Source organism: Paenibacillus sp. 19GGS1-52 (assembly GCF_022369515.1).
Classification (GTDB): domain Bacteria; phylum Bacillota; class Bacilli; order Paenibacillales; family Paenibacillaceae; genus Paenibacillus_AQ.
Genome location: NZ_CP059724.1, coordinates 2,898,328 through 2,923,666, shown reverse-complemented (window position 1 = coordinate 2,923,666; position 25,339 = coordinate 2,898,328). Strand labels below are relative to the sequence as shown.

The following is a 25,339-nucleotide window of genomic DNA, read 5'->3' as shown; positions in this document are numbered from 1 at the left end:
TGCGGCGTTGCCATGATGAAACCCATTATTAGTCAAGTCCAAAACTCCTTTACGGCGTGGATAGATGCTTTACAAATAGTTTATGAAGTATTATCCATTCTAAACCATTCCAAAGTAAGGAAGCAACCGGAAGTACATACCCGGTTGCTCCATACTGCTACATACAGAAAATATGCGCCCCAATCGTCTTCACCTGCGGGCGGCTCCAAATCCATTTGGAGGTAGCCGTCTTAGGATTGAAATAATAAATACATCCACCCGATGGGTCCCAGCCATTCAGTGCCTGCTGCACAGCTTTGCGGGCCTGCTCATTCGGCTCCAGATAAATCTGACCATCGGCTACGGCAGTAAAGGCACCGGGTTGGAAAATAACACCGGATGGCGTATTGGGAAAGCTCGGGGATTTCACACGATTCAGGATTACTGCAGCTACAGCGACCTGACCTTCAAAGGGCTCCCCTCTGGATTCTCCATAAACGGCGTTAGACATAATTTTGAGATCATTCTCGGTTAAGCCCATTGTATTTCCTGATGCTAGTTCAGCTGTATTCGATTTCTCCGGGGTATTTGTGTTAGCGCTACTATTGTTAGCTGTCTTGTTTGAAGCAGATGGTTCTGTCGGCTTCCAACTTTTGCTTGCGTTATACAGCTTCAGCTTTGTTTTGGCACCTACTACGCCATCTGCTGTCAAACCAAATTTCCACTGAAACCAGGTTACAGAATTTTTGGTTTTGGCTCCGAATTGGCTGTCTATATTCCCCGCGTAATAACCGAGATATTTCAGACGCCCCTGCAGTTCATAGACATCCTGGCCGGATGCTCCATATTTGACCGGAGTTGTGCTGAAGGCGGGCATAGCCTCATCCTCGATGACAATAGTCTCCGGGGCTTGCGGTTCAACCGTGCTTTGATTCGTGTGAACAACACGAGGTTCCATAACGAGTCTTCCTGCAAATGGAGCGGCGGCCAAGGCAAGGGTTAATGCGGCAAGTATCCACATCTTTTGTTTCTTCATAAGGTTCGCTCTACCTTTCTCTTGTAAGTTCTGCATGGATGGCTAAAGTTATTATGACGACAGTCAGCTTTTCCTATGCATGGCAGTTCAAGAAGGCAGTGTTCCATCAAAAAAAACAGCCAGCCTCCGAGTGAATGGAGACTGGCTGTTGATGTTGTTGTTGAACTACGAGCTGATCTTATTATGATGATACTGTTCAAGGGAGATCAGCACCTCACGTGGCTTGCTGCCTTCGTAAGGCCCGATGACCCCTCGCGCCTCCATAGAGTCAACTAGGCGTGCAGCACGGGTGTATCCGACGCGCATGCGCCGCTGAAGCAATGATACGGATGCCTGCTTCGCTTCTAGTACAATTTGCACCGCCTGTTCATACAATTCATCCTGTGGCTCCTGATCTTCTGCCGTGGTATCATCGATTTCCGGAACAATGGATTCATCATAGTTGGCTTCACCTTGGCTACTGACATATTGAACGATGTCCTCAACCTCCTGATCGCTCATAAAAGCACCTTGAACCCGAACCGGTTTGGAGGCTCCCATTGGCAGGAAAAGCATATCCCCACGACCAAGCAGCTTCTCTGCACCAGGCATGTCCAGAATCGTGCGTGAATCAACATTAGAGGATACACCAAACGCAATTCGGGACGGTATATTCGCCTTAATAAGACCAGTAATAACATCGACCGAAGGACGTTGAGTAGCAATGATTAGATGAATACCTGCTGCCCGTGCCATCTGGGCAAGCCGGCAAATCGCATCCTCCACATCATTGGCTGCAACCATCATTAGGTCGGCAAGTTCATCCACAACAACAACGATATAAGGCAGCACGGCGGCTGGGTTATCCTTCATCAGTTTATTGTAGCCTTCCAAATTTCGCGTTCCCGATTTGGAGAAGAGATCATATCTCTTCTCCATTTCCACAACAATCTTCTTCAGGGCAAGACTGGCCCGCTTCGGATCGGTGACTACCGGTGCTAAAAGATGCGGAATTCCGTTATAGATATTGAGTTCAACCATCTTGGGATCAACCATCAGGAATTTGACTTCATTAGGCTTCGCTTTATACAAGATGCTAGTAATAATACCGTTGATGCAGACGGACTTCCCTGATCCAGTCGCTCCAGCAACCAGCAAATGGGGCATCTTGGCCAGATTGCCGATAATAGTCTGTCCAGAAATATCCCGCCCAAAAGCAATCGTTAATTTCGATTCAGCCTCCTGAAAGATCTGCGTCTCCATGACTTCACGCATAGTAACAATGGACACCTCAGCATTCGGCACCTCAATCCCTATCGCTGACTTGCCCGGGATAGGCGCTTCCATCCGGATATCCTTGGCTGCAAGGGCAAGTGCAATATCATCGGTAAGATTCACAATACGGCTGACCTTCACACCAATATCCGGTTGAATCTCGTAGCGGGTAACCGCAGGTCCTCTTACTACCTCAAGTACCTTTGCCCTTACTCCAAAGCTCTCGAGCGTTGCTTCGAGCTTACGGGCTGTCTGCATATAATCATTCTGGTCTCCAGCCTTGACTCCCACAGGCTTGGCCAAAAGACGAAAAGAAGGAAGTTTATAGGGTTTGGGCGGAGGTGGAAGTGGCGGCACAGGAATAATATCCCCATCAGCAGTAGTTACTAATAGCCCTTCCAGCTCTATAGCCACATCTCCCTCTTGTGATGGATCCATCGTATCCGCCGTATGTGGGCTCGCTGTATCCCTTCCGCTAATAATTGCAGCCTTAGGACCGCCACTACGGGCAGCAGGCGAGAACTCACTCCACTCCTCGCGGTCTTCTGCATTCAGCCCTTCGGAACGGATATGCTCAAAGAAATCGCGAATGATCGGGGTAACCGGCTCATTCTCTTCTTCAGCAATATCACTCTCCAATTGGCCATGAGAAAAAGGTCCGCTGCCTGAGGCCATACCCGATATAATTGGCCCCCTCTGACCGCTTCTCAGGACGGGTTCCTGAAGCTCTTCCTCCTGATCATCGTCAGCAAGCCCCTCCGTTCGTGGAGTACCGGAAATCCACCCCGCAAGCTTTTTGAACAAGAATGGCTGTTTGCGGTTAGGCAAAGATTGTTCGTCGTCCTCATCATCGTCATCGTTTTGCATAACCTGCTGAGCTGCAGAAACCTTATTGGATTTCGTTACCCGTGTTGTCACCGGTACCGCCTGAGGACGGTTTGCCGCCTTATGACGGATGCCTTCTACAAACTTCACAGCACGGACCCGCAACAACCCAAACAGCTCCACATAGGACAGATTGGTTACCAGCATAAAACTTATTGCCAGCATGACGATCATGAGCAGCTTGGCTCCAAGGCTTCCAAACAGCCATAATAGAGCAGCATATTCCAGCCCGCCAATATATCCTCCGCTGATATCCTTACCCAACATATAAACACTGCTATTGTCGTTAGAACTAGGTGAAAGTGATCCCGCAAGATCATTATGTACTTGTGCCATCACATTGCCCGGATGTAACATGGATAAAGGACCCAGTTTCTGTTCCATCGCAGAGATCGTACTCATCAGGCACATGGACAGCACCAACAGCAGCACACCTGTATGACGGCTGTTCCATGAGGATGGCCACCTCCGGTGTATCATGACCATTAGTCCATAAAAAATACCGGCCAACGGCAGCACAAAATAAAATCTGCCCAACAAATAACCCGCCATGCTTGACAATGAGCGTCCAACAGCTGCTTCACCAGACAACGCAATGACAGAGATTGTGATCAACATAATTCCATATATTTCATATTTTAAAACACTGCCCAGCAGCGCTTTTTTCTTTTTCTTCTTTCGCTTAGCCACGCCAGCCACCCCCGGTACAATATTATACCATATAATGGCGTGGCGTACCTATGTTCTCTTTTGTCAAAAATTGCATCTTTAGGTTAACGAAATAATCGCTCCGGGAGAGAGCTTTGGATCCAAATAACGGTCCAACGGACAATCTAGAAGACGTACAATACGGGCTCTTCCTTCTTCCAGCGGTTCAACCTGCATCAACACTCCCTTAATGCTTACCTCGCGTACTGGTGGGAACGTATGCAGTGCTCCCTCCCATACCTGTTCCATGGGCATGACTGTATAGAGAATCATTGGGTAAGCCCTCCTGTTATCGCCTCTGAAGACTCTAAAGTGTTGTTTCCGGCAATCATGCGGTTAAGTCGCGCGAGCGCTGCTCCAATTCCGCCAACCTCATCCATTAGGCCATATTTAACGGCATCAATACCGCCAACAGCCGTCCCGATATCACGGTTGAGTTCTCCGGTCGTGAACATCAGATGCTTGAATTTCTTCTCGGTAATTCGCGAATGTGAGGTAACAAACTTAACCACTCGCTCCTGCATCTTCTCCATATATTCAAAGCTCTGCGGCACTCCGATAACCAAACCATTCATGCGGATCGGATGAATGGTCATCGTCGCACTTTCTGCAATGATGGAATAGCTTGAAGATACCGCGATCGGCACTCCAATACTATGACCGCCTCCAATGACTACAGTTACCGTAGGCTTTGACAGTGAGGAGATCATTTCGGCAATCGCCAGTCCTGCTTCCACATCTCCGCCTACCGTATTTAAAATAATAAGCAGACCCTTAATGCTTTTGCTCTGCTCAGCCGCTACCAACTGTGGAATAATATGCTCATATTTGGTTGTTTTATTATGGGGAGGCAGCACGAAATGACCTTCAATCTGGCCGATAATCGTCATACAAAAGATATCCGGCTCTCCGTTTGGGACCGCTGTCTGACCCAACTCCTTCAGCGCCCCGATTGTGCTGGGAGACATCATCTCATTGATATCAGGTCTCACCTCACCGGGAATAACTTCCTCATTCTTGCCTGGGTTAGATCCTTCTGTGTACTCCATAGTTCGCAGCTCTCCCTTTACGCTTGCAGCTCTCTACTTCTGCAGCCATATTAACTTTCATTAGTATGACATTTCAGGGTGCTGCATTATGCAAAAACTCAACACAAAAACCCCTCTCCCCCTGGAAACCGTCCAATATTTCCGGGGAAAAGGGGCCTTGGCCCTACAAAATATATTTAAGGAGAGTTCTCCTTACACTTCCATAATAATTGGCAAAATCATCGGTCTACGGCGAGTCTGCTCATAGAGGAAACGGCCAAGTGAATCTTTGACACTTGTTTTGAGCGAAGCCCACTCGTTTACTTTTTCACTCATGAGGCGTTGCAGTGTACTGGATACAATACGATTCGCTTCATCCAGCAGTCCTTCAGACTCCCGTACGTACACAAAACCGCGTGAGATGATATCCGGTCCGGAGACAATTGCTCCATTCTGCTTGCTCAGTGTCACAACAACAACAAGAATACCATCCTGAGACAATAGCTTGCGGTCGCGCAAGACAATATTACCAACATCTCCTACACCTAAGCCATCAATCAGTACGTTGCCTGCAGTTACCTTACCGGCTCTGCGAGCAGCACCGTTCTGAATTTCAACAATCTCACCGATTTCTGTGATGAAAATGTTCTGTGGCTCTACGCCAACAGCTTCTGCAAGTATTGCATGTCTGCGCTGCATTCTGAATTCACCATGAATTGGAATAAAGAATTTAGGCTTCATCAGATTGAGCATAAGCTTCAGCTCTTCCTGACTACCGTGACCGGAAACGTGAACGCCGGAATTGGAACCGCTGTAAATAACATTAGCGCCAAGACGGAATAATTCATCAATCGTACGGCCTACATACTTCTCATTACCCGGTACTGGCGTTGCTGCAATAATAACAGTATCGCCCGGCATGATATCTACCTTGCGGTGGCTGGAGCGTGCCATACGTGTCAATGCAGACATTGGCTCGCCTTGACTGCCTGTGCAAAGAACAACCACACGGTTACCCGCCATTCTATTCATTTCCTCAGGTTCAATCAGCATACCATCCGGCACGTTGAGATACCCAAGCTCAGAAGCAATGGCTACAACGTTAACCATACTGCGGCCGATTACCGTAATCTTGCGGCCTGTCGATTCAGCAGCATTAACCACTTGCTGAATACGGTGCACATTGGAAGCAAATGTGGCTACAACCACACGTTGCTCAGCCTTGCGGAAAATATCTTCCAAAACAATGCCGACATTTCTTTCCGAAGGTGTAAAGCCTGGTTTCTCAGCATTGGTGCTATCGGACAAGAGGGCAAGAACACCCTTAGTTCCGATTTCAGCCATCCGGTGCAGATTTGCAAATTGACCGTTAACAGGGGTATGGTCGAACTTGAAATCACCTGTATGAACAACATTGCCTTCTGGTGTTTCGATGCATACGCCGACTGAATCGGGAATACTGTGATTGGTTCTAAAGAAGGTTGCTGTGAGATTGCCCAATTGAATTTCTGAATCTTCATCAATCAGAATTCGTTTGGTATCGCCAAGCAGGTTCGCTTCCTTCAGTTTGTTCTCCACAAGGCCTAAAGTAAGTCTTGTTCCGTAAATCGGAACATTCAGATTCTTCAAGACATAAGGGAGACCACCGATGTGATCCTCGTGTCCGTGCGTGAGCACGATGCCTCTTACCTTGTCGCGGTTCTCCGTCAAATACGAGATGTCAGGGATAACGATATCAATACCGAGCATGTCTTCTTCTGGGAACTTTAGACCTGAATCAATGACTACAATGTCAGCTCCATATTGAATGACATACATGTTTTTCCCGATTTCTCCGACTCCGCCCAAAGCGAAAATCATCAATTTATCGTTGTTGTTTTTTTTGGACAAATGAATCTAACCCTCCTATGATGTTGGACGTCATACTTTTTATTTGTAAACATGAACTTCAAATATTTCAGCGGTGCTGAACACAATCTTCAAACAGCTGATAGCTTCCACAAATCAACAAGGAAATTCCGAAAGTCTGTAAAATTATTCAATGCGAAAGCTCCCGACTCCGGGCAGTAAGTTCGTTTGAAGCGGACAAACGCCGTCAAAATTTCACCGCCGCGCCCCTTGCGCGAAGTTCTAGCACCAAAGAACAGACTCATCCAAGGACCTATCCTGTCTCACAATGTAAAACATTGACGGAAGATTATCGCATATTTAATTTAGCCGCACTCAGTCACTTAAGAATCATTATACATGATTTTTTTGGCAAAAGACAAGTCATCGACTTCGTATCCTTATTCTTTGGTTAAAATATCTCCATAATTTCAGAAAAATATTATAAAAATTCAAACTAAAAACCGGCTCTCCAGAGAGATGCCGGTTAATCTTGATAAATCTGTGCAAGTTGTCATACAGCTGCTTAATTAAGCAGCGCCTCAATAAATGCAGCTTCAGCCTCAGTCGGCGCAATTAGCGGCAACCTGACTGATCCAACATTCAAGCCCCGAAGTCCCAGCGCATATTTGACGGCGGATGGATTCGGCAACGGCTGCGGACATTCGAACAATCCTTTAAATACAGGAAATAACCTCCGATGAAACTCTCCAGCAAGCTTTACATTACCGCTAGTGAAAGCATCGATCATCTCTGACATCTGTGCTCCGACTATATGGCTGGCTACACTAATAATACCGTGTCCACCCACTGCCAGTGCCGCAAGGCCAGCGGAATCATCACCGGAATAGACATGGAAATCAACTGGACATGCCGCAGCAATCAGCGTGATCTGATCAACAGACACACATTCCTTTGTAGCCACGATATTCGGAATTTCCGCCAGTCGAAGTGTTGTAGCAACACTCATACTTACACCGGTACGACTGGGAACATTGTACAAAATAGCTGGAAGGGAGGTTCCCGCAGCAATGGCTGCAAAGTGCTGATAAAGACCTTCCTGGTTTGGCTTATTATAATAGGGAACTACCAGAAGCACACCATCTACGCCAATACTCTCTGCTTTTTGGGTCAGCTGTATCGAATGTCTGGTGCTGTTACTGCCCGTTCCTGCAATGATTTTACAGCGGCCAGCGGCCTTTTCCATTACAAAAGAGAACAATTGCAGTTTCTCATCATCGATTAAGGTTGGAGATTCACCAGTCGTTCCGCAGACAACTAATGCTTCTGATTTCTGCTCTTCTATTAAATAATCGACAAGCTGTGAAGTTGCTTCCCAGTTGATCTCACCATCTCTGTCAAAAGGGGTTACCATCGCGGTTATTAATCTTCCGAAATCCACTTTGAATTCCTCCTTGTCAGCGGTGTAATTCAAACTTGGCATGCAATGCGCGCAGCGATTGCACCATATCTTCCTTCTTCACCAGCACCCAAATCGTTGTATTCGAATCAGCTGATTGCAGTATCTGAATATTCTGGGAACTAAGCGCCTCTACGATCCGGGCCATGATACCAGGCACCCCGTTTATTCCGCCACCAATGACAGATACCTTGGCACAGCCGGACAGGCTTTTAGGACGTAAACCCAGCTCCTGCAGAGCTGTAATAGCGCGTTCTGATTTATCATCGAGGACGGTATATAAGGCTTCTGTTGGCGTCACATTGATAAAATCAACACTTATCCCATTGTCAGCCATACTTTTGAAAATCTGCAGTTGAACGCCAGTTCCATTCCCTTCAGGACATTCTACAGAAATTTGGGTGATGTTGCTAACATAGGCGATGCCTGTCACGAAACGGTCCACAATACCGTTCTGAATATCCCTAAATCCTTCCGGATTTGTAACCAGTGTACCTTCTGTCTCGGAAAATGTAGACCGTACGCGTACCGGTATCTGCGCCTGCATGGCAATTTCTACTGCACGGGGATGAATTACCTTTGCCCCTTGATAGGCCATATTGCAAATTTCAGTGTAGCTGACTACTGTCAGTGGCCTGGCATCTTCAACGATACGCGGGTCCGCTGTGAGTATTCCGTTAACATCTGTATAGATATCAACCATATCTGCACGCAGTGCAGCACCGAGTGCAGTCGCCGAGGTATCGCTTCCCCCCCTGCCCAAAGTTGTGAAATCACCAGCTTCTGTCTGACCCTGAAATCCGGTTACGATCACTACTTTATGCTCGCGCAACTCACGTAGAATACGTTCTGGACGCACATCCAGTATTCTGGCATTCCCGTAGCTGTTATCAGTCACAAATCCTGCTTGGGCCCCTGTTAATACTGTAGAGAGAATGCCCTCATTTACTAGCAGCCCACACAATGTAGTAGCGGAGATAATCTCACCACAACACATTAACAGATCCTTTTCCCGATCTGGAAGCGCGTCGCCGTTCTGAACGGCCCAATCCAGTAGTGTATCTGTCGCATAGGGCTCGCCACGGCGGCCCATTGCTGATACTACAATAACCAGGCTATAGCCGCTTGCCAGTTCTCTTTTGACATGACGAATGACGTGTTCCCTAGCTCCAGCTGTTGAGAGCGATGTCCCACCAAATTTTTGCACCAAAATACCCATGTATAATTCCTCCATTACTTTCAAAGCAAACAAACTAACAGAAACGCAGGGAGATCCCCACAAAATGGAACGAGGTTTCCATACGCAAGTTTCGCCTTAGATTATGTTAACAAATGGTTCTACCGCCTCCAGAGTGGGGGCGGCAGCTAAAAAGACTATGTTTGTTGGGAAGCGACGATTCCAGCTATTTGCACGGCGTTCCATGCCGTAACATGGATGCTCATTTGGCTCATCTCCCCTTTTAGTATACAGCTGGATCAGTTAGTTCATCTAGTAGGACTATGCTGAATGAAACCGTTCGATAATCATCGGCTGCAGCTGATTACCCTGCAGAGCAGCATAACAGGCCTCTGGGATAAGATCCATTCGCGCCACGAGTGAGTTCGGCTTACCTTGCGGGTTATCCTGGCCGAACGGAACAAAATAAATATTCTTGGTTACCAGAAGCTTTGCAATATTCGCAGCATTCAGTCCCAATCCGTCATTGGTGGATATGGCTAGTACAAGGGGACGTCCGTTGCGCATTTGCGATTTAGCCGCCATTAGCACCGGACTATCTGTCATGGCATTTGCCAATTTGCTCGTTGTATTCCCAGTGCAAGGTGCTATGGTCAGCACATCCAGCAGCTTGGAAGGACCTAGCGGTTCCGCTTCAACAATTGTAGAAATGATATCATTCCCTGTTATATCTTTCAACTGTTTTAACCAATTTTCCGATGTGCCAAAGCGAGTATCCGTTCCCAGCACCGATGCGGAAACAATTGGCACCACGTTCGCTCCCCCATCCATAAACCGCTGGATTTGCGGCATTACTTCAGCAAATGTGCAGTGAGATCCAGTTATCGCATAACCTACTGTAATTCCGTGCCAATCCATTTATTCATCCCCCCTGTTTAGAGTGTCGTCGGAAATCGACTGTATCAGCGCATTTGCCATAATAATCCCAGCGCTCTTAGGGGCAACGATTCCAGGCAGTCCCGGAGCCAGTATCGCCTTAATTCCACGCTTCTCCGCATATCGGAAATCGCATCCGCCCGGAGCGGAAGCCAAATCGATAATTACACAATGCCGTGAGAGACGCGAAAGGATCTGCGCGTTAATAATCATGCTCGGAATGGTATTAAATATGAGATCAACATCCGGCACATGCAGCAGCAGCTCTTCAGTCATAAAAGGCTTCCAGCCCATTTCCTCTGCACGAGCATAATGCTCCTGTCTTCTTACACCTACCTTTACACTCGAACCCAATCCCTGAAGACTTCTTGCCATTGTGAATCCAGTCCTGCCCATCCCAAGCACCATGGATGTAGAACCATGAATAGTAAAATCGGTATTCTGGATCGCCATAACCAGCGCTCCCTCCGCAGTAGGGATGGAGTTGTAAATGGCTACATCATCACGATTTAGCAGTTCTACCAGCTTTAACGATTGCCTAGCGCACAGGTTACGCAGGTAGCTTTTGGCCATACCGGTATAAACCTTACAATGTGACGGCAATGCAGCAATATGCGCTTCGAGTAATTGAAGGGGATGAGAAGACAGTAGTGCATTAATATTTCCCACATCATCACAGCCTACCGTAGGCAGCACAAGTACATCAGCATTACTTAACAGCTCCACCGACATTTGTTCAAGGCTCACCCCTGGGCTTGGGGCCTCCCACTTATCGAACCCGGCAGCGCTTACCGTAGCATCCATTTCCACACATTTGCGAATCACTTCAATCTGTCTCGCGTCCCCGCCCAGGAACACGATCCTGATGCCAGTAAGCATAGGGATGACGCTCCTTTCAAATTTACACTTTTCGACTATAGAGCATCTTATGCTGGGCTAACAGGATGGGTGAAAAGCCGTCAGAGGATTTCACACACTACCTCTTAATTCCAAAAAAAAGCTTGCGAATCGCGCCCTAAGGCATGATTTCGCAAGCTTTTTATAATAATATTATTATTTTCCGGTATGTCCGAAGCCTCCGTCGCCCCGTTCAGTTTCAGTCAGCTGTTCCACTTCAACCAAAGTTACTGACGGCACTGCCTGAAATACCATTTGGGCAATCCGCTCATTGCGAGCAATGGCAAACGGCTCCTGCCCCAGATTGATCAGCAGCACCTTGATTTCTCCACGATAATCCGCATCAATGGTTCCTGGTGTATTCAGGCAGGTAATGCCATGCTTCAACGCCAGTCCACTGCGTGGGCGAATCTGTGCCTCTAGTCCATCCGGCATGGCCAGCGAAATTCCTGTTGGAATCAATGCCCGCGCTCCCGGAACTAACACAACTTCACTCTCAACCGCGGCGTACAAATCATAACCCGAGGCTTGCTCTGACATCTTGCGGGGGATGAATACATCTTCATTTCCTGGAAGCTTATTGATTTGTACGTAGTAAGACAAGATCATCTCTCCTAACATTTGCAATGGCTTTGTCTGTTGCGCCCACCATGGCTAGTGCAAGTGGCTCAGCGAACATTAGGTTCAGCACACTATCCACATCCTCCATGGTAACCTCTTGAATTTTGGATATCATATCATCCAGTGTATCGTGTCTTCCGAGCATAAGTTCATTTTTACCAATACGGTTCATCCGGCTGCTTGTGCTTTCCAGACTAAGAATGAGGCTGCCTTTAAGCTGTTCCTTGCCTTTTCTCAGCTCATCCTCACTAAGACCTTTGGTAGCCAGATCGTACATCATTTCTTTAATTAACTCCATGACAGCCTTTGTCTGCTTAGGTGCAGTCCCAGCATACACAGTAAACAATCCACTATCCGCTTGGGAGCTGTGATAAGAATAGACTGAATAGGCCAAACCGCGCTTTTCACGAATCTCCTGGAACATCCGCGAGCTCATCCCGCCTCCGATAGCATTATTCAGCAACACCATTGCATATTGCAGTGGATCGCCAGACTCTACACCTGGAAGGGAGAGGCAGATGTGATTTTGCTCTGTTTTTTTACGATGATATACCAGCTCGCCATGAAAAATGGGTGGAGACAGCGGTGCAGCGGTGCCATGATTAGTGAACGAACCAAAATGCTGCTCCAGCAGCTCGATAAGCCCATCATTAATATTACCAGCTACGCTGATCACCGTATTTTCGATCGTATATTGATCCTTCATATAGCTTCGGAGATGGTCAGGCGTCATTTCCTGCAACCGTTCCTTCAGACCCAGTATTGTATAGGCAAGTGGATGGTCGCCATAAGCGGCTGCACACATCAATTCGTGCACCAGATCATCCGGCGTATCTTCGCACATGGAAATTTCCTCAAGAATAACGTTCTTTTCCTTCGCCAGCTCTTCAGCATCCATTCGTGAACGGAAGAACATGTCAGCCAGCACATCTACAGCAATCGGAAGATGCTCATCCAGCACTTTGGCATAATAACATGTATATTCTTTAGAGGTAAAGGCATTAACATTACCGCCTATAGCATCAAATTGCTCCGCAATATCCTTAGCACTATAACGATCCGTACCTTTAAAAAGCATATGTTCAACAAAATGGGAAACCCCATTATTTTCGGGAAGCTCATTCCGGGAGCCCGTCTTCACCCAGATTCCGAAGGAGACGGATCGTCCAGTAGGAATTTTCTCCAGAACTACTCGCAAACCGTTGGATAACAATATTTTTTCCAATTCAAAATCCTCCTGGCATAGCCATGTTTCTATTCATTATTATGACGCATTTATCCATCCTACCAGAACCTGCCCGTTCACTCAACTGTAGAGGGCGTCAGACGCTCCGCTGACAGGGTTTGACTGACAGTGCCTAGCTTTAGTCCTTTTCCTTTAATTCCTCTGATCATGCCTCTCAGCGCTTTAGAAGAGGAGGCTGTCGGATGCATTAGAATCAGCGTACCCGGCTCTACCTTGGCTGTAATCTTGGCAATGATCGATTCAGGTGTCGGATTGCGCCAATCGACGGTATCCAGTGTCCACAGCACCGTTTTCAAGCCCAACCTGCTGGCAATCTCCACAGTTTCCTGATCAAAATCACCAGAAGGCGGTGCAAACCATTTATTGGTCACGCCAAGGGATTGCTTCAGTAGCTTTTGCGTTTTCTCAATTTCAGCAGTGGCCCTGTCCTGGCTTAAAGTGCTCATATTCGGGTGTGTATAGGCGTGGTTCTCCATTTCATGTCCGCGCTTCAGCATTTCTGCGGCTAGCTCCACATTATGGCTTAACCAACTGCCATCCAGAAAAAAGGTAACCTTCACCTGTTCCTCATCGAGAATATCCAGCATCGGTTTAATATATTGGTTCCCCCATGCCACATTGATCATAAGCGAAACCATCGGTTTAGCCGGATTCCCCCGGTAAATAGGCTGCGCTCCCAGATCATCAAGGGATACCTTCGGTGCGATCTGCCGATATACATATTTGACCGGGGTAGTCCTCCCCTGCAAAAGAGCATCCCGATACGTAGTCTCGACATCAACCTCCAACCCGTTGTACCCTGGAATCGCCTTCCAAACCCGGTCAACGGTGGCATCTACGGGAGTTGCGGCAAGCTTGGCTGCTGCGCTCTCAATCTGCCTGCGCAGAGCATCATCCTGCTGCTTAGGAGCATTGCTCCAGACAGGCACTCCACTCTGCAGCCTCATTTGAGCCAGCATATCCTTAACGGGCCCACGACTGCTCCCAATTCCTATTACTATGGCAATACAGGCTAGCACTAGCGCTGCTTTTTCCGTCTTCATGACAAACTTCCTCCCCGGCAGAGACTGATCAATTAGTGTACAACCACTATGACGCTAGTCCCAGCCTATGAGCCTTCAGAAGAAAATATGCACAAGAACGGATACCTAATCTTAATCAAGAAGAAACGGATTCGCCGTCCTTCTATGGATGGCATCCGTTTCTTCGAGAAATGTAAGGATAAGTTATTGGGTGGAACATATAATTTCTGCCCTGAAAATAAAATTGCTCTAGAACACTAAAATTACGCATACGAAAACAAACCCCATGTTTTGTTTTTTTAATTTCGGCCGTCAGGCCGTTTGCTCACTCAGATTCACTTGGTATCCCAAGGATTCCAAACGTTTAATAGAACGGTTCATTACCATATCGTGGTTTCGTTGGTCGAAGTAGTCAAATCCTAGTTCCTTATATTCTTGTCTTCGCGTTAACAAGATGTATACAATCGCTAAAATGCTGTGTCCAACGGCCACGGCCGCTCTGTTTTTCCCTCGCCTGCCTGCAATTCGGTGATATTGCGCCGACAGGTAGGTGTTCTTTTTTCGTCCTGCGGCTCGCGCTGATTCTACGAGTGCACTTCGTAGTTTTTTGTTCCCTTTTCGGGTTTTGGCGGATCTCTTCTTCCCCGCACTTTCATCGTGACCTGGAGTCATCCCTGCCCAGGAACATAAATGTCCTGCACTTGGAAACCGTGTCATGTCTGTCCCAATTTCCGCCAGAATTTGCTCAGCGGTTCGCTTACCGACACCGGGGATGGTATCCAACAACTTCAGATCCTCAGCAAAAGGGCTCATTCGGCGCTCGATCTCTTCATCCAGTTCCGTGATTAACTCATTCAATTGGTCGATATGCGACAACTGTTTTTCCAGCATTAATAATTGATGGGGACCTAGGCTTCCCTCCAGTGCAAGTTTCAATTGCTCTTTCTTGGCCTTTAACTTCTTTTGCGCAAAGTCAGCCAGGATGGACGGATCACTTTCTCCTTGAATCATCGCTTCCAGCATGTTTCGTCCAGACACGCCTAGCACATTAGACGCTACCGACGAAAGTTTGATATTGCCGCCTTCTAGTACCTTTTGCAGCCGGTTCACTTCACGCGTGCGTTCTTCAATGATACTTCGGCGATAACGGATAATTTCCCGAAGTTCTCGTTGATCCCGATTCGGAATGTAGCTGCCTTGCACCAACCCATGCCGGAGTAATTTCGCTATCCATTCTGCATCTTTCACGTCCGTTTTGCGTCCTGGCACGGCTTTGATATGCTGGGCGTTTACGACCAGTGGCTCAAGGTCTTCCATTTCTAGCAGATTATAAATGGGTTTCCAGTAATCTCCGGTACTCTCCATCGCGACATGGGTGCACCGTTCGCTTTTGATCCAATCTACCAGATCAATCAGCCGACGAGTCAATGTTTCAAAACTCCGAATCTCCTTTCCTTTCGAGGTGATGATACATGCTGTGATACTCTTCTTGTGCACATCCAATCCACAGCAACGTTCAATGAGTATTTCCACGGTTTGCGTCTCCTGCCTGCTGGCGGTAATTAAGGCTGGTGCAAAGACCAATGCTAAGGTTATTCTGCCCTGCGTGCTTCCCCGTAGGGAGCAACAATCTGTGATGCACCGGGTCGTTGGGGTCCGTCTTATATGCGGGTTCGTGACACCAAGAATTTCCGACCTACCTTCGCCAGCCCAGTAACCAGTATAGACAATATTTTCATTCCTCAGTGATGCCGCGCAGCGGCATGGGTGTCTTATATTTTAAAAAAAAGAGCCAGAACGCATTCGTCTCTGTCTCTTTTTAAACATTCAGTTTGGACTAAAACAATCTTATGCCTTAGCTCCGCTTTCCGAGGTCAGTACAGCTTTGCGCGACAAGTTGACGCGACCCTGCTGATCAATTTCGGTGACCTTTACAGTGATCTTATCACCGATGGCTACAACATCTTCTACGTTAGCTACGCGTTCAGTAGACAGTTGGGAAATGTGCACCAAACCATCTTTGCCTGGAATCAGTTCGACAAACGCCCCGAATTTCTCGATACGTCTTACTGTACCCACATAGATCTCGCCGACTTGCACTTCACGCACAATGCCTTCGATAATAGAACGAGCCTTTTGGATCATTTCTTCATTAGAAGAACCGATGAATACACGGCCATCCTGTTCGATGTCAATTTTCACGCCGGTTTCTTCGATGATCTTGTTAATAATCTTACCGCCAGCACCAATAACATCACGGATTTTGTCCGGGTTAATGTTGATGATAATAATCTTTGGAGCGTATTTGGACAGGTTAGGTCTTGGTTCTGCAATCACTTCAAGCATTTTGTCTAAGATGAACAAACGTCCCTCTTTAGCCTGCTGCAATGCGTCCTGCAGAATTTTACGGTCGATGCCATCAATCTTAATGTCCATCTGAATAGCCGTAATTCCTTCTGCTGTTCCTGCTACCTTAAAGTCCATATCGCCAAGGTGATCTTCCATGCCTTGAATATCAGTCAGGATCGAAACGTGATCTCCATCCTTAATGAGACCCATAGCTACTCCGGCAACCGGTGCTTTGATTGGTACACCTGCATCCATCATTGCCAATATGCTGGCACAGATACTTGCTTGGGAAGTAGAACCATTAGATTCAATAGCTTCAGATACCAGACGAATAGTGTAAGGGAATTCGGTTTCACTAGGAATAACCTTGGACAACGCACGTTCGCCCAATGCTCCGTGACCAATTTCACGACGACCTGGTGCTCTTAGTGGACGGGCTTCACCTACGCTGAACGGAGGGAAGTTGTAATGATGCATAAACCGTTTCGTTTCGGCCAGATCGATACCATCCAGAATTTGCACATCACCCAATGCACCAAGCGTACATACGCTGAGTACTTGAGTCTGACCGCGAGTAAACAGACCGGAGCCATGTGTACGTGGCAGCAGACCTGTGTCACATTCAATTGGACGAATTTCGTCAAGCTTACGACCATCTGGACGAACTTTATCATGGGTAATGAGACGTCTTACTTCTTCTTTAACGATGTCATGCAATGCTTCTTTGACATCTTTTAGAAGTTCCGGCGCTTCTATGTATTTCTCCGCGAAATACGCTACCGCTTCATCGTTCACAACATCTATAGCTTCCTGACGAGCATGCTTCTCAGCAATTTTCACTGCATCCACCAAGCGGCTTTCTGCAAAAACACGAACTTCAGTATTCACAACAGCATCCACTGCATGCAGCTTCACAGCCATCTTTTCTTTACCAGCTAGCTTCACCAGTTCTTCAATGGTTGTTACAATCTTACGGATTTCTTCATGTCCGAACATGATCGCTTCGAGCATAACATCTTCCGTTAATTCATTAGCTTCCGCTTCTACCATCATGATAGCGTTATAGGTACCTGCAACAACCAGATATAGATCACTTGCAGCTTGTTGAGCAATATCAGGATTAATTACAAACTCTCCGTTGACCCGGCCTACAGCCACGCCTCCGATTGGACCACTAAAAGGAACATCAGAAATACTCAGTGCCGCAGAAGTACCAATCATAGCAGCAATTTCCGGTGAGCAGTCCTGGTCCACACTCATGACCATATTCAATACCTGCACGTCATTACGGAAGCCTTCTGGGAACAAAGGACGAATTGGACGGTCAGTCAGACGGCAAGACAGAATAGCCTTTTCACTAGGTCTGCCTTCACGTTTAATAAATCCACCTGGAATTTTCCCTACCGCATATAATTTTTCTTCATAGTTCACTGTAAGCGGGAAAAAATCCAAATCCTTTGGTTCCTTTGAAGCTGTAACCGTACACAATACTGCAGTATCCCCATAACGCACCATTACAGCTGCGTTGGCTTGTTTGGCCAAGCGGCCGGTTTCCAGCACAAGGCGTCTTCCGCCCAGTTGCATTTCTACACGTTGTTCCATAAAACCCCTCCTTGAATGGTAGTAGACCCGCTGTTCAATATAGCAGGTTAATGAAATAATCTAATTGAAACCGAATAACTGTCGAAGTAGCCGGTACTGTATGCAATACAAGCAAAAACGGCTTGGCCTCACAATAGAGGTAAAGCAGCCGTTTTTGCGAATAATATCATCTTGCTTGTAAAGTTTACCCTAAATTTTCAAAAAGCAACCCGGCTGTCCCGCTGTCGCTCCGAGAAGGACATACGGTATACAACCAGGCTGCTTTAAGGTTAATCTTATTGGATATTAACGACGCAATCCCAGTCTTTCGATCAGGGCGCTATAACGTCTGATATCTTTATTCTTCAGATATGCCAAAAGTTTACGACGTTGTCCAACCATCTTCAACAATCCACGACGAGAATGATGATCCTTCTTGTGTGTACGCAAGTGGTCAGTCAAATTAACAATGTTCTCCGTAAGGATAGCAACTTGCACCTCAGGGGATCCAGTATCGGATTCGTGAGTTTTGTGCTCGTCAATCAATTGGTGTTTACGTTCTTGAGTCAAAGCCATCCTGTTCACCTCCTTCAATATAATCGCCTGTAGCCTCGTTACCGTCGGTGAGAACGAACAACCAAGCTAAGGTTATGATGCCGTCAGTCCAGCAACGTTAATCAGTATAGCACCTTCATAGATAAAAGTAAACGACTTGTCCGGGCAGTTTATGAATTAGTTCCCAAAACTTTTTTGGAGGTTTCGGCATCTGCTGTGATCTGCGCGATCAAAGTTTCTATAGAATCAAATTTACGCTCAGGACGAATGTATGAAACCAATTCTACCTTGAGTTCCTGATAATATAAGTCCCCAGCAAAATCGAACAGATGCACCTCAAAGGTCGGAGCAATTACGCCATCGTGAAAGGTAGGTTTCACACCTACATTCATGACACCAGGCAGAATTTCATCATTATAAAAGACTCTGACCGCATAAACACCCTTTGCAGGAACGACAAATGGATCATCCAGTTGAATATTTGCGGTTGGAAATCCAATTGTACGCCCCCGCTTTTCTCCATGCCCTACCACCCCACGCAGATGATAGCATCGTCCGAACCATGAGTTGGCCAGCGCAAGCTCGCCGTTCTGGAGGGATTTCCGAATACCGGAGCTACTTACCTTCTGTCCCTCAAGCAGGAACGGGGGCACAGTTTCCACAGCCATTACGCCTTCTCCCAGCTTACGAAGCATGTCCGCATCGCCTTCGCCTTTGTAGCCAAAGCGGAAATCAAATCCGATCACTGCTGTTACAATTTGCAGCGGCAGCAGCATGATATTGACGAAGTTCTTCGGACTCACCTGGGATAATAGTTCATTGAATTCAACAATATACAGAATATCTACGCCCATTCCGGCAAGCAACTGCTGCTTATCCCTTTGTGGTGTCAAATATCCCTCATAATCTCCCTTGCCCATAACATCCTTCGGATGAGGGTGGAAAGTTATGACTGCAGCCGGCACGCCTTCTTTGCGGGCCATAGCTACAGCGGAACTAATGACGCTGGCATGTCCGCGATGCAGGCCATCAAACTGCCCTAGGGCAGCCACTTGAGGCTGTGCCCAATGCGCAGCAGTCTCCGACGACATTGGATAGGTTAACGTTACAGTTCTCACGCTGGTAATCACCTACAATTCACTTGGAAAGTTGATGTTAAATTTGTGCAAATACCTTAACCGGAGCAATGGCTCCCGAATCTTCGAGTTCATAAATACCCAGAAATTCACTCTGAAGGTCGTACAGCCGGAAATGACCTGAACTCTCTACCTCAGGTATCACAAACCGAGACGAAAGGCGTTGTCCCTGCAAGGCCGACTTTCTCTTCTCATTCACAACAATATGGCGTGGCAAATGTGAGATCGCCTCGTCAGCTGCTATAAGATGTGCTTCCAAGGTTCCAGCTTCTTTATGGGAAGCAATCTCTTCCAGAGTGAGACAGTGGCTGGCCCTAATTCCTGCAGACATCGTTCTTTCCAGCTTCACCATTACACCTGGCAACCCTAAAGCCCGGCCGATATCAACGCAAAGTGTACGAATATAGGTGCCTTTAGAGCAAAGTGCACGAAAAGTGATATCAGGATAATTGCCACTCCAACTCATTCCTAGCATTTCAATCTCATAGATCTCTACTTCACGACTTTTGCGTTCTACGGTTTTGCCTTCTCTGGCTAATTCGTACAAGCGCTTGCCGTCAATTTTCACCGCCGAATACATGGGAGGAATCTGAGAAATTATTCCTTGGAAAGAACCAAGCACAGCCAATACTTCTTGTTCAGTAACATGAACCTCATCTGCCGTTTCCGTGATTGTTCCGGTCATGTCCTCCGTATCGCTGGCTAATCCTAATCTGAGCGTTGCCACATATTCCTTGGGCAACTCCTGAATATACTCCACTACCCGAGTAGCTCGTCCGAGACAAAGAGGCAACACACCAGTCACCTGGGGATCAAGTGTCCCCGTGTGACCAATCCGTTTCATTCCAAGAATACGGCGTGCTTTTGCTACAACATCATGTGATGTGAATCCTGCTGGCTTGTAGACAGCTAATACACCGGTAAGTTCACTCATAAATGACGTTTTACCTCCTCAAGCACCAAGGGAATAACCTGTTCCAGCGTAGCTTCTATGCGCGCACCCGCAGCACGAGTGTGACCCCCACCACCGAAGGTTTGAGCCAGGGCCGCTACATCAACCTTTCCAGCGGAGCGCAAACTGACCTTTACTGCTTGCTCATGAATGACCTTGAATAGAATGCCAACCTCAACGCCGCGAATATTGCGAGGATAGTTCACTATTCCTTCCAAATCTTCATTAGCTGCATCACAGTCAAGCATATCTTGAGGTGTAACGTGAACCCAAGCAATATCACCCTCAGGCGACAATTGTAATGTGTTCAACGCCCGGTTCAGAACCTTAACTTGCGCAAGTGTCATTTCTTCAAGCAGTGTTTCCGCCAGTTCAGGACCTTTAACACCAAGTACTAACAGTTCTGATACAGCAGCCATTACCTTGGGAGAGGTATTGGCATAACGGAAGCCTCCGGTATCTGTCAACAGTCCCGTATAAATAGCTGTGGCAATATGAATATCCCACTCGATCCCAAACACTTTCAGCAGGTCGAATAAAATTTCCGCTGTGGCAGCTGCATCCGGCTTGATGAGATTAACGAGGCCATATCCATTATTGGTAGGGTGATGATCTATGTTTACGATGAGCGCATCATCTGCAAAATAACGTTGCGTCTGACCTACACGCTGGAAATCGGCGCAATCGACACAAATAACATTACTGTATTTACGCGCTTGCTCACTAGCACTCAGATTGATAATTTCGTCTGCATGCCACAAGTATTCCATCCGTTTGGGAATCGGGCCTTCGTTCAGCATCGAATATTTCTTGCCCAGACATGAGAGAAGCCAGCCCACCGCGAGGGTGGAGCTGACTGCGTCTCCGTCCGGCTGAACATGCGACACTACAAGATAATCGTCGTGTTCCAGCAGAAATTCACGGGTCTGCTGGAGACTTTGTTCATAGCTCTGCATTCGCCGTCTCCTTATTAACAAGGTTGCCTAAATCTATTCTGTCTTTCCGATGTCTCCAAGCAGCTTCTCAATATGGCTGCCATAAGCTACGGATTCATCAGTCTTAAAGATCAGCTCCGGTGTATGCCGAAGGCGGATAGCTTTACCAAGCTCTGAGCGAAGGAAGCCATGTGCCTTCTCAATCGCCTTAAGCGAAGCTGTCTTCTGATCTTCATCCCCTAATACACTTAGGTATACTTTGGCCTGCGTCAGATCATTAGTGACTTCAACGCCGGTTACTGTAACAAAACCGATTCGGGGGTCTTTCATTTCTTTTTGGATCAGTAGGCTTAATTCTTTTTTAATCTGTTCGCCCACACGTCCAGCTCTGATTTTAGACATCTATATCCACCTCTTCTTAGCGCTCTACAGTTTCCATTATGAACGCTTCGATAATGTCGCCCTCTTTGAGGTCATTATAGCGTTCCAATGTAATCCCGCATTCATACCCCTGCGCCACTTCTTTAGCATCGTCTTTAAAGCGTTTCAAGGTATCGATCTTACCTTCAAAAACAACGATACCGCTACGAATCAAGCGCATTTCAGCATTGCGGGCAATTTTGCCGGAAGTAACCATACAACCTGCAATTGTGCCCACTTTACTAATTGTAAAGACGTTGCGTACTTCAGCGTGGCCGATAATGCTCTCTTTGAAGATAGGATCCAGCATGCCCTTCATGGCCTGCTCAATTTCTTCAATGACGTTGTAGATGATGCGATGTAAACGAACATCTACCTTCTCTTGGTCAGCCGCTGCCTTAGTCTGAGCGTCTGGACGAACATTAAAACCGATAACGATGGCATTGGATGCTGCAGCCAGGGTAATATCCGATTCCGTAATCGCTCCAGCTCCGCTATGAAGAATCTTCACGCGTACGCCTTCGACTTCAATTTTAGCCAAAGAACCTTTAAGCGCTTCAACCGAACCCTGTACATCACCTTTAATGATAACGTTCAGGTCTTTAATTTCACCGTCTTTAATGTGCTTGAACAGATCATCCAAAGTGACACGGGTATTAACATTCAGCTCGGATTGACGCTGAGTAATCGCCCGTCTGTCGGCAATTGCACGAGCTTTACGCTCATCTTCAAAGGCCATAAACGGATCACCAGCCTGCGGTACTTCAGTCAAACCGGTAATTTCCACTGGTGTGGAAGGTCCCGCTTCTTTGATCTTGCGGCCTTTGTCATTCACCATGGCACGAACACGTCCGAAGCAGTTACCTGCTACAAAAGCGTCTCCCACTCTCAGAGTACCATGCTGTACGAGAATACGTGCAACGGGTCCACGGTTCTTATCAAGTTCCGCTTCAATCACTGTACCACGTGCCCGTTTGTCCGGGTTCGCTTTGTATTCATTCACTTCAGCTACAAGCAAGATCATTTCCAGCAGCTCTTCCAGATTCGTGCGCTGTTTAGCAGACAAGTTCACAAAGATTGTATCGCCGCCCCACTCTTCAGGAACTAGGCCATATCCAGTAAGCTCTTGCTTCACCTTGTCAGGATCAGCGCCCACTTTATCAATTTTGTTAACAGCTACTATGATTGGTAGTCCTGCTGCCTTAGCATGGTTAATGGCTTCTACCGTCTGAGGCATAACACCGTCATCTGCTGCTACTACAATTATGGTCATATCTGTAACCTGTGCTCCACGGGCACGCATTGCGGTAAATGCTTCGTGACCTGGGGTATCCAGGAACGTAATTTTTTTGTGGTTGATTTCGACTTGATATGCACCGATGTGCTGAGTAATCCCACCGGCTTCGCCGCTGGTCACATTCGTAGAACGGATAGCATCCAACAATGTTGTTTTACCATGATCGACGTGACCCATGATTGTTACAACTGGAGGACGGCTCTGCAATTCTTCTTCAGTATCGTTCTCTTCAACGGTTTCAAAGCTGTCCTCATCGACAGGAATCTTCACATCTACTTCTACACCAAATTCACCGGCAAGAAGTAAAATAGTGTCGAGATCAAGCTCTTGGTTTATGGTAGCCATAACACCCATTGAAATCAGCTTTTTGATAACTTCCGAAGCATCCTTATGCAGCAGTTTCGCTGTTTCGCCAACAGTCATGCTGCCGCGAACAATAATCTTCTTCGGTGTATTATCAATTTTCTCGCGACGTTCCATTTGTTGATTCTTACCACGGCCGTTTTTGCCTCCACGTCCGCGGAAGTTGCCGCCCTTACCATCATCAAAACGTCTTTGGCCTGTACCCGTAGTTGGTCTACTGCCACCAGTAGCACCACTCTTCTTAGGACCACCTTTGTCACCGCCACGGGAGAAATCTCCGCCTGTGCCGCCTTGACCTTGTGGACCTGCTGAACGAGGCGCTCCGCCTTGACCTTGCGGACGATCGCCTGTGCGAGGAGTTGTACCTTGGCCGGGCGGACGGTTGCCAGCTGGCGAGCTGCCTTGTGGGCGGCTTCCAGTTGTGCTGCTGCCTTGTGGGCGACTTCCGGTTGTGCTGCTGCCTTGTGGGCGGCTTCCAGTTGTGCTGCTGCCTTGTGGGCGGCTTCCAGTTGTGCTGCTGCCTTGTGGGCGGCTTCCAGTTGTGCTGCTGCCTTGTGGGCGACTTCCGGTTGTGCTGCTGCCTTGTGGGCGGCTACCTGTTGTACTGCCTTGCGGACGTGCATTCTGTGTCGATCCTGTTTGTGCTGTGCGGGAATCTTGTCCGCTTTGGGGCCTTGGGGACGTCGTCGATTGGTTGTTGTTTTGGTTACTGTTCATACCTACCTGCTTTTCCGGTTGATTTTGGTTGGCGTTCTGAGCACTCTGGGGTTCGGCGGTTACCGCACCAGTGTTTGTCACTGGGCGGCTGCTGGTGCCGGGTTCCCGCTTGGCTGCAGCGTTTGACTTAATGTCCTTAAAGAACTGTTCTACTTTGTTCACGGAACCATTCTCCATGACACTCATATGATTGTTCACAGGGACATCCAAACGCTTCAGAATGGTAATAATTTCTTTACTACTCATGTTCAATGATTTAGCGTATTCGTAAACACGCAGTTTATCTTTATTGTCTTCTTTAGTCAATAACTCCACCTCCGACAGTATCTCCAAGTTGCTTGGAGATCATTTCCGCGAATCCTTTATCCGTAACGGCCAGCACAACGCGCTGAACTTTACCAATACTTGCACCGAGACTGTCTCGATGAAATGCGATTACTAGTGGAATATCGTAGGTTCCGCATTTATCACGGAACTTTTTCTGAGTATTATCTGAAGCGTCACCCGCCAGAACGACCAGCTTCGCCTCTGAAGACCGCACTGCCTTAAGTACTGCCTCATCGCCGGTGACAATCTTGCCTGCTCTCATTGCAAGCCCTAAATAAGAAAGTGCCTTACTCATTGTCCTCACTATCCTTTGCTGCTAAAAACTGCTCCTCCACGGATACAAAATCCCGGGCAAGCTGGGCATAGATTTCAGGACTCACTTGACATTTTAATGCACGATCAAGTGCTTTATTCTTTTGTGCCAATTTAAAACATTCCAGTTTACCGCATATATAAGCACCTCGACCTGATTTCTTACCTGTCAGATCGATAAGCACCTCGCCCTCCGGCGTCCTAACCACACGAATCAGCTCTTTCTTGGGCTTCATCTCCTGGCTAGCAACACATTTACGCAGCGGTACCTTCCTTTGTTTCATAACATAAGCCTCCCG

21 protein-coding genes and 1 pseudogene are annotated in these 25,339 nt (G+C 47.3%); all 22 read right to left on the bottom strand.

Features of this window, described 5'->3' with window-relative positions:
* Positions 1 to 157: 157 nt before the first annotated feature.
* Complete coding sequence (gene sleB / locus H1230_RS13920; RefSeq protein ID WP_239716242.1) at positions 158 to 1,015, bottom strand: spore cortex-lytic enzyme; 858 nt, start codon at positions 1,013 to 1,015, stop codon at positions 158 to 160.
* Between the two features lie 165 nt (positions 1,016 to 1,180).
* On the bottom strand, positions 1,181 to 3,844 hold the full coding sequence (locus H1230_RS13915; RefSeq protein WP_239716240.1) for an FtsK/SpoIIIE family DNA translocase: 2,664 nt from the start codon (positions 3,842 to 3,844) through the stop codon (positions 1,181 to 1,183).
* Between the two features lie 78 nt (positions 3,845 to 3,922).
* A complete protein-coding gene (locus H1230_RS13910; protein ID WP_239716238.1) occupies positions 3,923 to 4,135 on the bottom strand; it encodes a YlzJ-like family protein in 213 nt (70 codons plus the stop codon).
* On the bottom strand, positions 4,132 to 4,911 hold the full coding sequence (locus H1230_RS13905; protein WP_481857140.1) for a ClpP family protease: 780 nt from the start codon (positions 4,909 to 4,911) through the stop codon (positions 4,132 to 4,134). Before H1230_RS13905 ends, H1230_RS13910 begins: the two co-directional genes overlap by 4 nt.
* Before the next feature lie 192 nt (positions 4,912 to 5,103).
* On the bottom strand, positions 5,104 to 6,780 hold the full coding sequence (locus tag H1230_RS13900; RefSeq protein WP_239716236.1) for a ribonuclease J: 1,677 nt from the start codon (positions 6,778 to 6,780) through the stop codon (positions 5,104 to 5,106).
* A gap of 523 nt (positions 6,781 to 7,303) precedes the next feature.
* Positions 7,304 to 8,179 (bottom strand): 4-hydroxy-tetrahydrodipicolinate synthase, encoded by an 876-nt coding sequence (dapA, locus tag H1230_RS13895; RefSeq protein ID WP_239716234.1) that lies wholly within the window; start codon positions 8,177 to 8,179, stop codon positions 7,304 to 7,306.
* A 16-nt stretch (positions 8,180 to 8,195) separates the two neighbouring features.
* Complete coding sequence (gene dapG, locus H1230_RS13890) at positions 8,196 to 9,416, bottom strand: aspartate kinase (RefSeq protein WP_239716232.1); 1,221 nt, start codon at positions 9,414 to 9,416, stop codon at positions 8,196 to 8,198.
* Between the two features lie 279 nt (positions 9,417 to 9,695).
* Positions 9,696 to 10,292, bottom strand: a complete 597-nt coding sequence (locus H1230_RS13885; protein WP_154120234.1) for a dipicolinate synthase subunit B — start codon at positions 10,290 to 10,292, stop codon at positions 9,696 to 9,698.
* Positions 10,293 to 11,189, bottom strand: coding sequence for a dipicolinate synthase subunit DpsA (gene dpsA, locus H1230_RS13880; RefSeq protein WP_239716230.1), 897 nt, complete (start codon positions 11,187 to 11,189; stop codon positions 10,293 to 10,295). It abuts the gene before it with no gap.
* A gap of 174 nt (positions 11,190 to 11,363) precedes the next feature.
* The gene (gene dut / locus H1230_RS13875) at positions 11,364 to 11,810 is read right to left on the bottom strand and encodes a dUTP diphosphatase (protein WP_239716228.1); all 447 of its coding nucleotides are present in this window, start codon (positions 11,808 to 11,810) and stop codon (positions 11,364 to 11,366) included.
* Positions 11,785 to 13,053: a M16 family metallopeptidase gene (locus H1230_RS13870; protein WP_239716226.1), complete on the bottom strand. Its 1,269-nt coding sequence runs from the start codon at positions 13,051 to 13,053 to the stop codon at positions 11,785 to 11,787. Before H1230_RS13870 ends, dut begins: the two co-directional genes overlap by 26 nt.
* Positions 13,054 to 13,130: 77 nt before the next feature.
* Positions 13,131 to 14,117: a polysaccharide deacetylase family protein gene (locus H1230_RS13865; RefSeq protein ID WP_239716224.1), complete on the bottom strand. Its 987-nt coding sequence runs from the start codon at positions 14,115 to 14,117 to the stop codon at positions 13,131 to 13,133.
* A gap of 291 nt (positions 14,118 to 14,408) precedes the next feature.
* The gene (locus H1230_RS13860; protein ID WP_239712073.1) at positions 14,409 to 15,629 is read right to left on the bottom strand and encodes an IS110 family RNA-guided transposase; all 1,221 of its coding nucleotides are present in this window, start codon (positions 15,627 to 15,629) and stop codon (positions 14,409 to 14,411) included.
* A 315-nt stretch (positions 15,630 to 15,944) separates the two neighbouring features.
* Positions 15,945 to 18,047: a polyribonucleotide nucleotidyltransferase gene (gene pnp / locus H1230_RS13855; protein ID WP_239716222.1), complete on the bottom strand. Its 2,103-nt coding sequence runs from the start codon at positions 18,045 to 18,047 to the stop codon at positions 15,945 to 15,947.
* Positions 18,048 to 18,332: 285 nt separating this feature from the next.
* Positions 18,333 to 18,602 carry a 30S ribosomal protein S15 gene (gene rpsO / locus H1230_RS13850; protein ID WP_036656390.1) on the bottom strand — a complete coding sequence of 90 codons (270 nt, stop codon included), beginning with the start codon at positions 18,600 to 18,602 and terminating at the stop codon, positions 18,333 to 18,335.
* Between the two features lie 149 nt (positions 18,603 to 18,751).
* Complete coding sequence (locus tag H1230_RS13845) at positions 18,752 to 19,699, bottom strand: bifunctional riboflavin kinase/FAD synthetase (protein WP_239716221.1); 948 nt, start codon at positions 19,697 to 19,699, stop codon at positions 18,752 to 18,754.
* Positions 19,700 to 19,736: 37 nt separating this feature from the next.
* Positions 19,737 to 20,651 (bottom strand): tRNA pseudouridine(55) synthase TruB, encoded by a 915-nt coding sequence (gene truB, locus H1230_RS13840; protein ID WP_239716219.1) that lies wholly within the window; start codon positions 20,649 to 20,651, stop codon positions 19,737 to 19,739.
* Positions 20,648 to 21,625 (bottom strand): DHH family phosphoesterase, encoded by a 978-nt coding sequence (locus H1230_RS13835; RefSeq protein ID WP_239716217.1) that lies wholly within the window; start codon positions 21,623 to 21,625, stop codon positions 20,648 to 20,650. The genes truB and H1230_RS13835 overlap by 4 nt, the downstream gene beginning before the upstream one ends.
* A gap of 33 nt (positions 21,626 to 21,658) precedes the next feature.
* The gene (gene rbfA, locus H1230_RS13830; protein WP_239716215.1) at positions 21,659 to 22,006 is read right to left on the bottom strand and encodes a 30S ribosome-binding factor RbfA; all 348 of its coding nucleotides are present in this window, start codon (positions 22,004 to 22,006) and stop codon (positions 21,659 to 21,661) included.
* A 16-nt stretch (positions 22,007 to 22,022) separates the two neighbouring features.
* Positions 22,023 to 24,707, bottom strand: coding sequence for a translation initiation factor IF-2 (infB, locus tag H1230_RS13825; protein WP_239716213.1), 2,685 nt, complete (start codon positions 24,705 to 24,707; stop codon positions 22,023 to 22,025).
* Positions 24,705 to 25,023 (bottom strand): annotated as a pseudogene (locus H1230_RS13820) (L7Ae/L30e/S12e/Gadd45 family ribosomal protein); the annotation flags it as partial. The gene infB and the pseudogene H1230_RS13820, both read right to left, overlap by 3 nt.
* Complete coding sequence (gene rnpM, locus H1230_RS13815) at positions 25,016 to 25,324, bottom strand: RNase P modulator RnpM (protein ID WP_239716211.1); 309 nt, start codon at positions 25,322 to 25,324, stop codon at positions 25,016 to 25,018. The gene rnpM and the pseudogene H1230_RS13820, both read right to left, overlap by 8 nt.
* Positions 25,325 to 25,339 lie beyond the last annotated feature (15 nt).